This is a genomic window from Streptomyces sp. TLI_171, from assembly GCF_003610255.1.
In the GTDB taxonomy this organism is placed as follows: domain Bacteria; phylum Actinomycetota; class Actinomycetes; order Streptomycetales; family Streptomycetaceae; genus Kitasatospora.
On the sequence record NZ_RAPS01000001.1, the window covers coordinates 1168566 to 1183044 of the forward strand.

11 protein-coding genes are annotated in these 14479 nt (G+C 75.3%); 4 read left to right on the forward strand and 7 right to left on the reverse strand.

All coding sequences use genetic code 11. From position 1 onward, the window contains the following. Positions 1 to 212 precede the first annotated feature (212 nt). Together BX266_RS05335 and BX266_RS05340 are read left to right on the forward strand one after the other, a co-directional pair. Positions 213 to 2099, forward strand: a complete 1887-nt coding sequence (locus BX266_RS05335) for an ABC transporter ATP-binding protein (RefSeq protein ID WP_259464555.1) — start codon at positions 213 to 215, stop codon at positions 2097 to 2099. Then, on the forward strand, positions 2096 to 3871 hold the full coding sequence (locus BX266_RS05340; protein ID WP_259464557.1) for an ABC transporter ATP-binding protein: 1776 nt from the start codon (positions 2096 to 2098) through the stop codon (positions 3869 to 3871). Before BX266_RS05335 ends, BX266_RS05340 begins: the two co-directional genes overlap by 4 nt. 307 nt (positions 3872 to 4178) lie before the next feature. Here BX266_RS05340 and BX266_RS05345 read toward each other — a convergent pair whose 3' ends face one another. Beyond that, on the reverse strand, positions 4179 to 4955 hold the full coding sequence (locus tag BX266_RS05345; RefSeq protein ID WP_099897763.1) for a transglutaminase-like domain-containing protein: 777 nt from the start codon (positions 4953 to 4955) through the stop codon (positions 4179 to 4181). 191 nt (positions 4956 to 5146) lie between these two features. Here BX266_RS05345 and BX266_RS05350 point away from each other — a divergent pair, with 191 nt between their 5' ends. Continuing rightward, positions 5147 to 6235, forward strand: a complete 1089-nt coding sequence (locus tag BX266_RS05350; RefSeq protein WP_180290390.1) for a hypothetical protein — start codon at positions 5147 to 5149, stop codon at positions 6233 to 6235. 7 nt (positions 6236 to 6242) lie between these two features. On the opposite strand, the gene BX266_RS05355 is transcribed toward BX266_RS05350, so the two are convergent. The 3 genes from BX266_RS05355 to BX266_RS05365 form a co-directional block, all read right to left on the reverse strand. Beyond that, complete coding sequence (locus BX266_RS05355) at positions 6243 to 7133, reverse strand: Gfo/Idh/MocA family protein (protein ID WP_099897764.1); 891 nt, start codon at positions 7131 to 7133, stop codon at positions 6243 to 6245. Positions 7134 to 7138: 5 nt separating this feature from the next. Next, on the reverse strand, positions 7139 to 7822 hold the full coding sequence (locus BX266_RS05360) for an O-methyltransferase (RefSeq protein WP_099897765.1): 684 nt from the start codon (positions 7820 to 7822) through the stop codon (positions 7139 to 7141). Positions 7823 to 7948: 126 nt separating this feature from the next. Then, positions 7949 to 8623 (reverse strand): DedA family protein, encoded by a 675-nt coding sequence (locus BX266_RS05365; RefSeq protein WP_099897766.1) that lies wholly within the window; start codon positions 8621 to 8623, stop codon positions 7949 to 7951. A gap of 300 nt (positions 8624 to 8923) precedes the next feature. On the opposite strand from BX266_RS05365, the gene BX266_RS05370 reads away from it, so the two are divergent. After that, a complete protein-coding gene (locus BX266_RS05370) occupies positions 8924 to 9829 on the forward strand; it encodes an aldo/keto reductase (protein ID WP_099897767.1) in 906 nt (301 codons plus the stop codon). Positions 9830 to 9836: 7 nt separating this feature from the next. On the opposite strand, the gene BX266_RS05375 is transcribed toward BX266_RS05370, so the two are convergent. The 3 genes from BX266_RS05375 to BX266_RS05385 form a co-directional block, all read right to left on the reverse strand. Beyond that, positions 9837 to 10778, reverse strand: coding sequence for an ADP-ribosylglycohydrolase family protein (locus tag BX266_RS05375; RefSeq protein WP_099897768.1), 942 nt, complete (start codon positions 10776 to 10778; stop codon positions 9837 to 9839). A 68-nt stretch (positions 10779 to 10846) separates the two neighbouring features. Continuing rightward, entirely contained in the window at positions 10847 to 11674 is an 828-nt protein-coding gene (locus BX266_RS05380) for an alpha/beta fold hydrolase (RefSeq protein WP_099897769.1), read from the reverse strand. Positions 11675 to 11869: 195 nt separating this feature from the next. After that, positions 11870 to 14278 carry a glycoside hydrolase family 2 protein gene (locus BX266_RS05385; protein WP_099897770.1) on the reverse strand — a complete coding sequence of 803 codons (2409 nt, stop codon included), beginning with the start codon at positions 14276 to 14278 and terminating at the stop codon, positions 11870 to 11872. Between the last annotated feature and the right edge of the window lie 201 nt (positions 14279 to 14479).

A 14479-nucleotide genomic window follows, 5' to 3' on the forward strand; every position in this document is an offset into this window, starting at 1 on the left:
TCCTCGCCACTTCGCACAACCAACCCTGAGTGACCGTCAGCTGAATTCTTGACGTCGCGGACGGCCTGCAGCAGACTCTGGGGCTCGTGCCTCCCGGCGACACCGTCGTCCCGGCTGCCGGGCACCCGTCCCGCGCTCCCCGCCCCGCCCGCCGCCTTCGCGGCCGGCCCCGAGCGCGCTCCACGCGTCACCGATTCCGGAGGCACCCGTCCGTGCCCGCTCCCCCCGCACCCTCCTGGCCGGCCCGGCTGCGCCGCCGCGTCCGGCACCGGCTGGCCGCCGCCCGGCTGCTGCGCCTGCTGCACCCCGGCCTGCTGGCCGGGGCGACCCTGCTGCACCTGGCGGTCGGCCTGCTGCCGATCGGCTTCATCGCCGCCACCAGCCACCTGATCGCCGCGCTGCCAGCCGCCCGCACGGGCGGCGGCGGCCCGACGGCGGTGCTGCTGATCGCCGCTGCCGCGTTCGTCCTGCAGCAGGCGCTCGCCCCCTTCCAGTCCCTGGCCGGCGAACTGGTGGCCCGTCAGGTCGACGGCGCCCGGATCGCCGACCTGATGGCCTGCGCGCTGGACCGCCTGGACAGCGCCGACCTGGAGGAGCAGGACGTCCTCGACCTGCTCGCCGAGGCCCGCGGCGGCTTCGACCGCCTCTCCCCCACCCCCGGCGAGGCCGCCGCCGGCACCCTCGCCCTGCTCGCCCGCTACGCCCAACTCGTCGGCGCCGCCGCCGTGGTCGCGCTCGCCCTCGGCCCGCTCCCGGCCGTGCTGGTGACGGTCGCCGCCCTGGTCATCCGGGCCGGGCAGCGCGGTGCGCTGAGCCGCTTCGGCGCGGCCCGCGCCACTCTGACCGGCCGCCGGCGCCGCCTGGCGTACCTGCGCAGGACCGCCACCGGCACCGGGATCGCCAAGGAGGCCCGGATGCTCGGCCTGGTCCCCTGGCTGCGCACCCGGCACTCCGCGGAGGCCCGCCGCTACCTCGAACCGCTCTGGGCCACCCGCCGCCGCCTGCTGTTCCGGCCCTTCCTCGGCCTGGCCTCGGTCGGCCTGGCGGGCGGCGGCGCGGCCCTCGCCCTGCTGGCCCGCGGCGGCGCCGACCACACCCTGACGCTGCTTCAGCTCTCCGCCGCCCTGCAGGCCGTGCTGATCCCGATGCGGTTCGGCGTGTTCTTCCCGGAGAGCGACATGCAGACGCTCTACGGACTGACCGCCGAGGACGCGCTGCGCACCCTGGAACAGCGACCCGTCCCCACCGCGACCGCGCCCGCGCAACTGCCGCCCGCGGCGGGGACGATCCGCTTCGAGGACGTCTCGTTCCGCTACCGGCCCGACGGCCCCGACGTGCTGCACCACCTCGACCTGGAACTCCCGGCCGGCCGCTCCACCGCCGTGGTCGGCCTCAACGGAGCGGGCAAGACCACCCTCGTCCGGCTGCTGGCCCGGCTGCGCGAGCCCACCGCGGGACGGATCACCGTCGGCGGCGCGGACGCCGCCGACCACCCGGTGGCCGACTGGCACCGGCGGATCGCCGTCATCTTCCAGGACTTCGCCCGCTACCAGCTCACCGCCGCCGAGAACATCGCGCTCGGCAGCCCCGGCCGGCTCGACGACCGGGCCGCGCTGCGCGCCGCCGCCGACCGCGCCGGCGTCCTGGACGTGCTGGACGCGCTGCCCGACGGCCTGGACACCGTGCTCAGTTCGCACTACCGGGGCGGCAGCGACCTGTCCGGCGGCCAGTGGCAGCGGATCGCGCTGTCCCGGGCCATGCTGGCGCTCGCCGACGGCGCCTCCCTGCTGGTGCTGGACGAGCCCACCGCGCAGCTCGACGTCCGCGCCGAGGCCGCGTTCTTCGACCGCTTCCTCGACATCACCCGCGGCGTCACCAGCGTCATCATCGCGCACCGCTTCTCCAGCGTCCGGCGCGCCGACCACATCGTCGTCCTCGCCGACGGCCGGGTCGCCGAGTCCGGCACCCACGACCGACTGCTGGCCCTGGACGGCGAGTACGCGCGGCTGTTCCGCGCCCAGGCCGAGCGCTTCACCGGCGCCGACGGCCCGTCCGACGCCCGGACCGACGCCCTGCCCGCCGAGGAGGCCCTGCGGTGACCGACCTGCTCCCCGCCCTGCGCCACCTGCTCACCCTCGCCTGGCAGTGCGACCCGCGCCGACTGCTGCGGGCCGCCGCCATGATGGCCGCGGGCTGCCTGGCCACCCCGCTGATCGCGCTCTGCCTCAAGGGCCTCACCGTGCAGGCACTGGCCGGACACGCCGGCGCCGCCGTCCTGCTCGGCCTGGCCGCGGCGGTCCTGCTGGTGCTGGAACTGATGATGGGTCACTTCGCGCACCTCGCCTACTTCGAACTCGGCGACCTCGGCGAGGTGGAACTCCAGAACCGGCTGGTCGCCCTCGCCCACGGCCGCCCCGGCCTGGAAGAGCTCGACACCCCCCGGTTCGCCGACACCCTCGCCCTGGTCCGCGACGACCTGCCGCGGACCCGCGCCTCGCTCGAAGCCGCCCTGCAACTCGCCGGTCTCGCTCTCCAGTTGGCGTTGACCGCGGTCCTGCTGGGCCTGCTCGACCCGTGGCTGCTGCTGCTCCCGCTGCTCGGCGCCGTCCCCGTCCTGGCCGGCAACCGGGCCCAGCGCCTGCTGGACGCCGCCAAGGAGGCCGCCGCCCCGCACCAGCGCCTCGGCCGCCACCTGCTGGACGTCGCCACCGGCCACGCCACCGCGAAGGAGGCCCGGCTGGCCGGCGCCGCCCCGTTCCTGCTGGCCCGCCACCACCGCGAGTGGCACGCCGGCACCCGGCTGCTCGGCCGCGCCCACACCCGCGCCGCCGCGCTGCGGGCCGGGGGCCAGCTCTGCTTCGCCCTCGGCTACGCCGCCGCGATCTGGCTGGTCGTCCGGCAGGCCCAGCACGGCGCCTCCCCGCTCGGCGACGTCATCCTGGTCATCACCCTCGCCGCCCAGCTCTCCCTGCAGGTCGGCACCGCGATCCAGCTGCTCACCGTCCTCCAGGACGCCGGGCGCACCGCCGCTCGCCTCGACGCCCTCCGGCCGTCCACGGCCGCCGCTGTCGACGGTCCGTTGGCGCCGCTGGTGCTGGCCCGTGGCATCCGGCTGGAGCGGGTGAGCTTCCAGTACCCGGGCAGCACCCGGCGCGTCCTCGACGAGGTCACCCTCGACATCCCGGCCGGCACCGCGCTCGCCGTGGTCGGCGAGAACGGCGCGGGCAAGAGCACCCTGATCAAGCTGCTCTGCGGCCTCTACCGGCCCACCGCCGGACGGATCCTGGTCGACGGCGTCGACCTGGCCGCCACCGACCCGGCCGACTGGCAGCGCCGGATCGCCACCCTGTTCCAGGACTTCGCCCGGCTGGAACTGCGGCTGCGCGACAACACCGGCATCGGCGACCTCGACCGGATCGACGACGACCCGGCCCTGACCGCCGCGCTGGACGCCGCCGAGGCCGGCCCGGTGGCCGCGGCCGTCCCCGGCGGCCTGGACGGGCTGATCGGCCGCAGCTACGGCGACGGCGTCGACCTGTCCGGCGGCCAGTGGCAGAAGCTCGGTCTGGCCCGCGCCCTGCTGCGCCCGGAGCCGCTGCTGCTGGTGCTCGACGAACCGGCCTCCGCGCTGGACGCCGCCGCCGAACAGGCGCTCTTCGAGCGCTTCGCCCGGCTGGTCGCCGACTCCCGGGCCCGCACCGGGGCGGTCAGCGTGCTGGTCTCGCACCGCTTCTCCACCGTCCGGATGGCCGACCTGATCGTGGTCCTGGAGCACGGCCGCCTCGCCCAGGCCGGCGCCCACGAGGAACTGCTCGCCGCCGGCGGCCTGTACGCCGAGCTGTACCGGCTGCAGGCCCGGGTCTACGCCTGAGGGCCGGTCAGTTCGCGGCCGGCAGCGGGAGCACCGACTCCCGGGCGTCCACGGCGGAGTCGAGTTCCACGCCGTGGTGGCGGCAGAGCGCGGGCGCGCCGGGGGCGTTGCCGGCGTCGACGCCGAGGCCGACCTTGCCGCGTCCGCGGGCGGCGCCGGGAGCGCCGTCATTCCGTGCGGGAGCGCCGTCGCCTCTCCCCGTCCGTCGTCGACTCCGTGGCGAGCCCGGCCTGTCCACCCGCGTCAACGGCCCGCCCCCAGCCGGCTTTCCGGCCCGGTCTCCCGGGGCCGGGCCGGAACGGCCGGGTCAGACGCCGGCGGCGTGGCGGCCGAGGACGGGTTCGGCGAGCAGCCTCGCCGGGGCGCAGAGGGTCTGGCCGTGGCGGGCGAAGAGCGCGTCGCGGGAGTCGAAGTGGCCGAGGTCCCGCAGGAGATGGGCCGAGAGGTCGCAGGAGCCGGCGGTGGCGGGGCAGGCGGTGGCGGTGGTTCCGTCCCAGTCGACGGCCGTCCTGGACAGCGCCTCGAACAGGGTCTCCGGTCCGGCGTTGGTGAAGCCCCCTCCGCCGGACCGATCGGGGCCGGCGGCGTCCGCGAACAGCTCCGACACGGGCAGCCAGCGCCCGGCGGCCGGGTCGTCCACCGGCCCGGGCACGCGGAACTCCGGCCAGGCCAGCACCACGTGCCTGGGCACCAGGCGGTGCAGGCGGGGGAAGCGCGGGTACCAGAACCGGCCGTCCACCACCAGGCCGCGCACCCGGGTGGGCACGCCCCGGCTGCGGGCGACGGCCTCCAGCACGGCCATCCGCTGGCTGCACGAGCCGCGGCCGGTCCGCAGCACCTCGGACACCGGCCGGTTCTCCTCGACGGAGTACACCGGCCGGACCTCCACGGCGATCCACCGGTGCGCCCGCCGCAGCGCGGCCACCGCGTCCCCGCCCTCCGCTCCGATCCGGTCGACCGCGGCCCGCACCCGAGGGTGCTCCAGGTCGAGGATCCGGGTCGGCCCCGTCCCGCCGGACACCCCGGCGTGGCCCGCCCCGGCCCACCGGTTCCGCCGACGCGGCATCAGCAGCGTGCTCACCATGGCCGGTTCCCCCTGTTCCGCGATCCGTTCGCCCAGCCTCCCACTCCTCTTGAACGCGTTCAAGCCGGGCCGCCGCGCGCCCGGGCGACCGGTCGGTCAGGACCGGTCCGATCCGGGCCCCGGCCCGGCCGAGCGCCGTCCGGACACCCGCCTGCCGGGTGCGGCGGCGGCCGCAGGTCACAATGGCCCGCATGAGAGTGATCTTCACGGTGGCCGGGGCCGCCCTGCTGGCGGCGACCGCGGCCAGCATCCTGCGGACGCTGGTGGTGCCGCGCGGGCTGTACTCGGCGCTGGTGATCCGACTCTGGTCGGTGCTGCGGCGGCTGGTGCGGACGGTCGCGGCGCCGTTCGGCGGCTACCGGTCCATCGACCGGGCGCAGACCTGGCTGGCGCCGCTGATCCTGCTCGGCATGCTGGGCTGCTGGCTGATCTCCACGCTGCTCGCGTACACCCTGCTGCTGCGCGGCACGTCCCAGCTGGACTGGCGGGTGGCGTTCCGGGAGGCCGGGTCGAGCCTGTTCACGCTGGGCTTCGCCAGCGGCGACCGGCTGCACCTGTCGGTGATCGACTTCCTGGCGGCGGCGAACGGACCGCTGATCATCGCGCTGCTGATCGCCTACCTGCCGACCCTCTACGGGGCTTACAACCGGCGGGAGTTGGAGGTGACGCTGCTTCAGTCGCGGGCGGGCGAGCCCGCCTGGGGGCCGGAGCTGCTGGCCCGGCAGGCACTGGTGCGCACCGAGAGCGAGCTGCCGGACCTGTACCGGGACTGGGAGCGGCTGGCGGCGGACCTCGGCGAGGGCCACTCCAACTACCCGGTGCTGATCTCGTTCCGCTCGCCGCAGCCGTACCGCAGCTGGGTGGTGGGCCTGATCGCGGTGATGGACGCCGCCGCCATGCAGCTCGCCCTCAACCCGCGCTCCGCGCCGCCGGAGGCCCGGCTGCTGCTGCGGGCCGGCTTCACCGCCCTGCGCGACATCGCCACCGCGCTGCGCATCCCGTTCGAGGCCGACCCGGACCCGGACGAGCCGATCCGGCTCACCTTCGCGGAGTTCGACGCGGCGGTGGCGATGGTCACGGCCGCGGGCATGAGCCTGGAGCGCCCGATCGCCGACGCCTGGCCGCACTTCCGCGGCTGGCGGGTCAACTACGAGGCCATCGCCTACGAGCTGGCCCGCCGCGCGGACGCCGTCCCGGCCCTGTGGACCGGCCCGCGCGACTTCCCGGCGACCCCGATCCCGCCGCGCCGCCCGGCCGACCGGCGGCCGAGCGCTCCCTGACGGAGCGTCAGTTCGCGCCGCGCAGCAGCTGCTCCTCGGCGCGGGCCAGCACCTCCACCACCTGGCGGCCGAACCCCACGTCGCAGGGGTGCGGGGTGCCGGTGGCGGCGGCCGCCCGGAGGGCGTCGACGGCGCGGCCGAACGCCTCGACCGGGGGCTCGCCCCGGTCGGGGAGGGCGGCGACGCCGGCCGCGCCGCGCAGTTCGACGGCCGCGCCGAGGGCGGCGGCCGCGGGCGGGGCGGTCAGCGTGAGCGTGACGGTGGAGGACGCCCCGCCGCGGTGCCGGAGGATCAGGTGCGCGGTGTCCGCCGGGCCGGGCGCGGCGGTGACCCGCTCGACCTCGCCGAGCACCGGCAGCAGCACCGAGAGGGCGTGCGGGCCGACGTCCCACAGCGCGCCCTTCTGCTGGCGCCAGGGCGACGCGGCGTAGGGGCTGTCGGTGGTGAACACCGAGCCGATCCAGTGGCAGTGCGCGGTGAACCAGCCGTCCTGGGCGGCCTGTTCGGCGATCCAGGCGTCCTGGCCCGCGGTGAAGCGGACGGTGAAGAACACCACCGAGGCGACGCCGGAGGCGGCCGCGGCGTCCTCGACGGCGCGGGCGGCGTCCACGGTCGCGGCGACCGGCTTGTCCAGCAGCAGGTGCTTGCCGGCCTGCGCGGCGCGCACCGCGTACTCGGCCTGCACGTCCGGCGGCAGGGCGATCGCGACGGCGTCCACGTCGGCGATCAGCGCCTCCGCCGTCGGGTAGGCCGGCACGTCGTGGAGGGCGGCGAGTTCGGCGGCGGCCTCGGGGCGGCGGCCCCAGACGCCGGCGAACTCGATGTCGGGGTGGGCGGCGAGCGCCGGGGCGTGCACGAAGCCCGCCCACGGGCCGGTGCCGAGCAGTCCGATCCGCATGTCGGTCAGCCCTCCACCCGGATCAGCGTGAACCCGTCGTAGCCGCGGCTGCCGACGGTCTGCACGGTGGTGGCGTCCAGTTGCGGCTCGGCGGCGATCAGGTCGTGCAGCCTCCGCACGCCGCGCACCGCCTCGTCGGTGCTGTCCGCGTCGGCCAGCCGGCCGTCGCGGACCACGTTGTCCACCACGATCACCGAGCCGGGCCGGGTGAGGGCCAGGCACGCCTGCACGTAGTGCGGGATGTTGGCCTTGTCGGCGTCGACGAACACCAGGTCGTACGGCTCGACGCCGGCCCCGGTGAGCTCGGCCAGGCTGTCCCGGGCCGCCCCGACCTTGACCTCGACCAGGTCGGCGAGGCCGGCCCGCTCCAGGTTGGCGGTGGCGACGGCGGCGTGCGCCGGGTCGATCTCCAGGGTGGTGAGCGCGCCGTCCGCGGGCAGCGCGCGGGCCATCCAGATGGTGCTGTAGCCGGCCAGGGTGCCGATCTCCAGGATCCGGCGGGCGCCCCCGATCCGGGCCAGCAGGTGCAGCAGCTTGCCCTGGTTGGCGGCGACCGCGATCGGCGGCAGCCCGGCCTTGTCGGCTGCCGCCCGGGCCTCGTCCAGCACCTCGTCGGCGCCGATCAGCAGCGCCTCGGCGTACTCGTCCACCGCGGCCCACCGCTGCGGCCCGCTCTCCTGCGTGGTCATCCCCACCTCCGTGATCGACTCGCGCTGCGACACTACTCCCTGCCCGTGCCGCGCCCGAAGGCGGACACGACGCGGCCGCCGCACCCGGACTGGGGTGCGGCGGCCGCGGCGGGGGCCGACGGTGCGTCAGTCGACGGTCTCGGCCGCCGTCCCGGCGAGCGGTTCGCCGCTCTTGCCGCCGGACTGCTCGGGGTGCGCCGCCCGGGACTTCTTGGCCCGCTGCTTGAGCACCAGGGCCGAGCCGACGCCGAACAGCGCCGCCGCGGCGAGGCCGATGTACGAGGCGCCCTGCAGGTACTTCTCGGCGACCTTGCCGACCTGGTACACCAGCAGCGTGGTGCCGCCGGCCCAGACCACGCCGCCGAGCACGTTGGCGATCAGGAACTTCCAGTACGGCATCCGCAGGGTGCCGGCCAGCGGGCCCGCGAAGATCCGCAGCAGGGCGATGAACCGGCCGAAGAAGACCGCCCACATGCCCCAGCGCTGGAACGCCCGCTCGGCGGTGGCCAGATGGTCCGGCCCGAAGTGCTTGGGGAACCTCCGGCCGAGTCTGGCGAACAGCGGGCGGCCGCCCTTGTGCCCGATCGCGTAGCCGATCGAGTCGCCGATGATCGCGCCGGCGATCGCACAGCCCGCCACGCCCCACGGGCTGACGACGCCCTTGGCGGCCAGCAGCGCCGAGGTCACCAGGGCGATCTCACCGGGCAGCGGGATGCCGAGGCTCTCCAGGCCGATGATCAGTCCGATGATCACGTACACCGAGGTCGGTGGAACGCTCTCGATCCACTGGTCGAGGTGCAAGGCGGAGTACCTCCGTCTGGGCATGGGCAGGCGGCCGACACGCGTCCGGGCGCACGGGAAAATTTGGGTAAAGAACCGAGCCGGGCCAGCCTAGCCGCTCCCGGCCCGCACGCCGAGCGCCCTTCGGAGCCCGGTCCGGCGCCCGCGGGGGGCGGGTCGGCCACCACGACGACAACTCCCGGGGACGGCCCGTTCGTTCCCGATCCGGGTGTGACGATCCGCCCACCCGGCGGCCCTGGCCCGCCCCGCCCGCCGCACCCCATACTCCGTGACCTGACGGAACCACGGAGGGGGACCCGCATGACCACCGCAGCGGCGGCAGGCACCTGGAAGCTCGGCGACCTGGAGGTGAACCGGCTCGGCTACGGCGCGATGCGGCTGACCGGCAACGGCATGCTCGGCAACTCCGACGCCGCGCCGATCGACCGCGCGCACGCCGTGCGGCTGCTGCACTCCGCGTTCGAGCAGGGCGTCGACCACGTCGACACCGCCTCCTTCTACTTCTCCCCGCTGCGCTCCGCCAACGAGCTGATCAACCGCGCGCTGACCGCCTGGCGCGGCGGCCGGGTCACCGTGGTCACCAAGGTCGGCCCCGGCCGCCTGCCGTCCGGCGAGTGGCAGGGCATGGCCCGCCCGGACGAGCTGCGCGGCCAGGTCGAGGAGAACCTGCGCCAGCTCGGCCTGGACTGCCTGGACGTGGTGAACCTGCGCCGCAACGGGCCGGACGCGGACTCCGTCGCCGAACACTTCGGCGCCCTCGCCGAGCTGCGCCGGGCCGGCCTGATCCGGCACCTCGGCCTGTCCAACGTCCGGCCCGAGCACGTCCGCGAGGCCCGCGCGATCGCCCCCGTGGTGTGCGTGCAGAACGCCTACGGGCTGGACCACCGGCGCTCGGAGGAGCTGGGCCTGCTCGACCTGTGCCGGGAGCTCGGCATCGCCTTCGTCCCGTTCTTCGCCATCGCCGGCGCCCGCCGCGAGGCCGCGGCGGGCGCCGAGAGCGACGCCAGGGTGCGGGCCGTCGCCGCGGCGCACGGCGCGACGCCGGCCCAGATCCGGCTGGCCTGGACGCTGCACCGCGGGCCGCACGTCCTCGCCATCCCCGGCACCGCGAACCCCGCCCACCTGGCCGAGAACCTGGCCGCGGCGGCGATCCGGCTGACCGCGGACCAGTTGGAGCGCCTGGAGCCGGACGCCGCGACCGGCTGAGGATCCGTCAGTCCTCCGACACCCAGGCCGGCAGCGCCTCGCGGCGCTCCAGCCAGGCCGCGGGGACGCCGGCCAGGCCGGTGCGGGCGGCGACCACGCCGCCGGTGATCGCGCAGGTGGTGTCGACGTCGCCCAGGCCCTCGGCGGTGGTCCACAGCGCGTCGGTGAGGCTGTCCAGGTGGTGGGCGGCCGACCAGAGCGCGAACGGGACGGTGTCCGAGGCGCGGATCCGCTGCCCGTTGCCGAGCAGGTCGGCGGCCCGCCAGGGCTCGGTGGCGGCCGGCAGCTCCGCCGCCGCGGCCACGCCCTCCCGGATCGCGCCCGCGGGCGTCCGGGCGGCCACCTCGCGCAGCAGCTCCGCGCCGGCCGGGCCCGCGCCGACCACCCGGGCCCGGGCGGACAGTGCGGCGGCCACCGCGACGGCGATCGCACCGGCGATGCCCTCCGGGTGGGCGTGGGTGACCTCCGCCGAGTACCGGGCCTGCTCGGCGGCCTCGTCCAGGTCCTCGGCGAACCACGCGCCGAGCGGGGCGACCCGCATCGCCGCGCCGTTGCCGAGGCTGCCCTCGCCCTCGAACAGTTCCTTCGACTCGGCCTGCCAGCGTTCGGGCTGCTCGGCCAGGACCGGCAGCAGCCGGGTCATGCCGTACCCGTAGCCGCGGGCCGGGTCGGCCAGGTAGGTGGCGCCGAACATCTCGGCGAGCTGGTTGCGGTTCACCCCGTCCTGGTCGACCAGGGCCCGGTACACGGCCAGCGCCATCGCGGTGTCGTCCGTCCAGTGCCAGGGCGACTCCTCGGGCATCCGGCGGTCCCCGATCTGCGCGATCGCCTCGGTGGGCGTCCGGAACAGCTTGAACCAGCGCTCCCCGAAGGCGTCCCCGAGGGCCAGCCCCTCCAATGCCTCGCGCGCGGCCTGCCGGGCGGTGATGGTCGTCGTCATGCCGCGCATCCTGCCAGTCCGCCGGCCCTCGGCTCCGCTGTTTTCCGGGTGTGTCAGGACTTCGGGTTCCGGGTGGGTCAGGACTTCAGGAACTCGAGCAGGTCCCGGTTGAAGCGCTCCTTGTCGCCGGGCACCATCGCGATGCCGTGCGAGCCGCCCTCGTACACCTTGAGCTCCGCGCCGGGGACCAGGGCGGCGGTCTTGCGGGCGGTGGCGTCGATCGGGACGATCTGGTCGTCGTCGCCGTGCACGACCAGCAACGGGATGTCGAACTTCTTCAGGTCCTCGTGGAAGTCGGTGTAGCCGAACGCGTCCACGCAGTCGACGCCGCCCTCGATGGTCTGCGCCATCGCCATGTACCAGAACGCGTCCTGGTTCCCGGCGGTGGCCTTGCTGTCGGGCCGGTTCGCGGAGAAGAACCCGACCGCGGTGTCCCGCCAGAACTGCGAGCGCTCGTTGAGGATGCCCGCCTTGATCGAGTCGAAGACGCTGCCGGGCACGCCCTCGGGGTTGCCGGGGCCCTGGACCATCAGCGGCGGGATGGCGGACAGCAGGACGGCGGACTTGATCCGCGAGGTGCCGTGCCGCCCGATGTAGCGGGCCAGCTCGCCGCCGCCCATCGAGTGCGCGACCAGCGTGACCTCGCGCAGGTCGAGGCCGGTGAGCAGGTCGTTCAGGTCGTCGGCGAAGGTGTCGAAGTCGTAGCCGGTGTACACGGGGGTGGAGCGGCCGTGGCCGCGGCGGTCGTGGGCGATGCCGCGGAAGCCCGCGTCGGCGACGGCCTTCAGCTGGTCCTGCCAGGCGTCGCCGTTCAGCGGCCAGCCGTGGATGAAGACGACCGGGCGGCCGCTCCCCCAGTCCTTGTAGAAGATCTCCACACCGTCGCGGGTCGTGCAGTGGGGCATGAGTGTCTCCGTTCGGTGGCCGGGCCACGGCGCGGCCGGGCCCGGCGGGAGGGGTGGTGCGGGTGCGCGCGTGCGTCGCGGCGGCACCCCGACCATTCAAGGCACACTCCGGCCCGGCACGCACCCGGGCCGGGTCCGCCCGCAGGCGGACCCGGCCCGTGACGGCCGATCAACTCAAGCCTTCAGCAGCGGAGTTCAGGCCGGTTCGACGCAGTACACCGCAGCCAGGACCTCCGCGGCGGTCGGCGCGCCCGCCCCGTGCACCCGGATGGTGGTGCGCTCGCCGGGCAGCAGGGTGGTCAGGCCGCGGTCGGCGGTCGCGGCCGGGGCGATCCGGTCGGCCTGCAGCAGCAGGTCGCGGACCAGCGTGCGGGCGGTGACCACCACGTCCACCGCGCCCTCGCCGGCCTCCTGCACGGCCAGCTCGAACTCCGGCCGCGGGTAGGCGAACACCCGGTCGGCGACCGGGAAGTGCACGGCGCGCAGGCCGTCCGCGTCGGCCACCAGGAACTCCTTGGCGGAGCCCTCCACCGGCAACAGCTCGGCGGGCACCGCCAACTGGTGGACGGCACGCGGGGCGGCGGTCAGCTCGGCGGTGGTCTCGGCGAGCACCTGGCCGTCGGCGTCCAGCCGGCGCAGCCGAAGCTCGGTGGTCCAGGCGGCCGCCGACTGGTTGACCAGGGCGATCCGCGGCGCGCCGTCCCGGTCGGCAGGCTGCAGGGTGAGCAGCCGGTCCGCGTACAGCCGGCGCAGTTCGTGGTACAGCGGCTTGAGCCGGCCGTCGCCGTCGACCGCCGACCAGGAGGAGACCGGCCAGCAGTCGTTGAGCTGCCAGACCACGGTGCCGGCGCAGTGCGGCCAGTGCGAGCGCCAGTGCTCGATGCCGGTGGCGATGGCACGGGCCTGGACCACCTGGGTCAGGTAGTGCCAGCGGTCGAACCCGGCGGGGCCGGTGGGCAGCTCGAAGTGGCGTGCCACGCCGCGGTCGAGCTTGCCGTTGCCGTCCTCGGCCTTCTGGTGGTGCAGCATCCCGGGCGAGTCGGCGGCGAGCTGCTCGGTGGGCAGGGCGCGGCGCAGGGTGGCGTGGGCGGGCGGGGCCTGCCAGCCGAACTCGGCGACGAAGCGCGGGACGGTGGCCCGGTACTCGGCGAAGTCCTGACGGTTCCACACCTCCCAGGAGTGGTGGGTGCCGTGGTCGACGTCGTTCGGGTGGTGGTCCCAGCTGCCGGACCAGGGGCTGCCCGCGGCGTACGGGCGGGTGGGGTCCAGCTCGGCGACGATCCGCGGCAGCACGCCCAGGTAGTAGCCCTCGCCCCAGGAGTCGCCGTTCAGCTCCTCCTCCCAGCCCCAGTCGCGGAAGCCCCACAGGTTCTCGTTGTTGCCGTTCCACAGCACCAGCGAGGGGTGCGGCATCAGGCGGACCACGTTGTCGCGGGCCTCGGCCTCGATCTCGCCGCGCAGCGGCTGCTCCTCCGGGTAGGCGGAGCAGGCGAACGGGAAGTCCTGCCAGACCAGCAGGCCGAGCTCGTCGCAGGTGTCGTAGAACGCCTCCTGCTCGTAGATGCCGCCGCCCCAGACCCGGATCAGGTCGAGGTTGGCGTCGGCGGCCTGCTGCAGGCGGGTGCGGTAGCGGGCGGGCGTGACCCGGGTAATCAGGGTGTCGTCGGGGATCCAGTTGGCGCCGCGGACGAACAGCGGCTCGCCGTTGACCACCAGGGTGAACGGGGTGCCGGTGGCGTCCGGGGTGCGGCGCAGCTCGACGGTGCGGAAGCCGATCCGCCGCTGCCAGGCGTCCAGCGGCTCGTCGCCGTCGGCGAGCGTCAGGTCGAGCTCGTAGCGCGGCTGTTCGCCGTAGCCGCGCGGCCACCACCGGGCGACGTCCTCGGCCCGCAGGGTGAGCACGGCGTGGTCCCCGTCGAGCGCCGCCTCGGCGACCGCCCCCGCCACCGAGGCTCGGACGGTGAGCGGGCGGCCGGCGCCGCCGGCGGTGCGCTCGACGGTGACGTGCAGCTCGACCAGTCCGGTGGCGCCGTCGACGGTGACCTGCGGGCGGACCTCGGCGAGCCGGGCGGTGGACCAGTGCTCCAGCCGGGCGGGCTTCCAGATGCCGGCGGTGGGCAGCGTGGGTCCCCAGTCCCAGCCGAAGCTGCTGGCCATCTTGCGGACGTACTGGAACGGCTCCGGGTACACGTTCGGCCGGTCGCCGACCAGCGCGCGGACCCGCTCCGCCTCCGCGTACGCGCTGGTGAAGTGCACCGTCAACTCGCCGTCCAGGCCGGTCGCGTCGAAGCGGTAGCGGCGGTGCATGTTGCGGGTGGAGCCGAGTTCGACGCCGCCGAGGCTGACGGTGGCGGCGGTGTCCAGCCCTTCGAAGACCAGGTCGGTGCGCTCGTGCCGGCTGCCGTGCGCGGGCAGCTCCAGGGTGTACGTCCAGTCGCGGCGGCCGACCCAGGCCACCTCCCGCTCGTTGGCGTCCAGGTAGGGGTCGGGGATCAGCCCCGCGTCCAGCAGGTCGGTGTGGACGCAGCCCGGGACGGCGGCGGGCAGCCGGTTCCCCTCGTGGTGCAGGCTCCAGCCCTGGTCGAGCGGGGTGGTGTCCTTCATGCGTGCGGCTCCTCGGTGAAGTCGGCCGGGCCGGTGGTCGGGTGTACGGCGCGAGCAGAACCGTAACCCCGCCGGAGCGGCGCTGTCTATAAACCGGTTATGTGGATTCCTTATGGGTTTCAGTGAACGCCAACTCGGCTTCTTACTAGCGCAAATGCGGAACGAGCACTGCCACCTCGCCACCCGCTGACAGGGTGGAGC

Bases quoted from the DNA above. Each gene is read 5' to 3' on its own strand.
- BX266_RS05345 (WP_099897763.1), bottom strand. From the start codon at position 4,955: ATGGTGAGCACGCTGCTGATGCCGCGTCGGCGGAACCGGTGGGCCGGG.
- BX266_RS05350 (WP_180290390.1), top strand. From the start codon at position 5,147: ATGAGAGTGATCTTCACGGTGGCCGGGGCCGCCCTGCTGGCGGCGACC.
- BX266_RS05355 (WP_099897764.1), bottom strand. From the start codon at position 7,133: ATGCGGATCGGACTGCTCGGCACCGGCCCGTGGGCGGGCTTCGTGCAC.
- BX266_RS05360 (WP_099897765.1), bottom strand. From the start codon at position 7,822: ATGACCACGCAGGAGAGCGGGCCGCAGCGGTGGGCCGCGGTGGACGAG.
- BX266_RS05370 (WP_099897767.1), top strand. From the start codon at position 8,924: ATGACCACCGCAGCGGCGGCAGGCACCTGGAAGCTCGGCGACCTGGAG.
- BX266_RS05375 (WP_099897768.1), bottom strand. From the start codon at position 10,778: ATGCGCGGCATGACGACGACCATCACCGCCCGGCAGGCCGCGCGCGAG.
- BX266_RS05380 (WP_099897769.1), bottom strand. From the start codon at position 11,674: ATGCCCCACTGCACGACCCGCGACGGTGTGGAGATCTTCTACAAGGAC.
- BX266_RS05385 (WP_099897770.1), bottom strand. From the start codon at position 14,278: ATGAAGGACACCACCCCGCTCGACCAGGGCTGGAGCCTGCACCACGAG.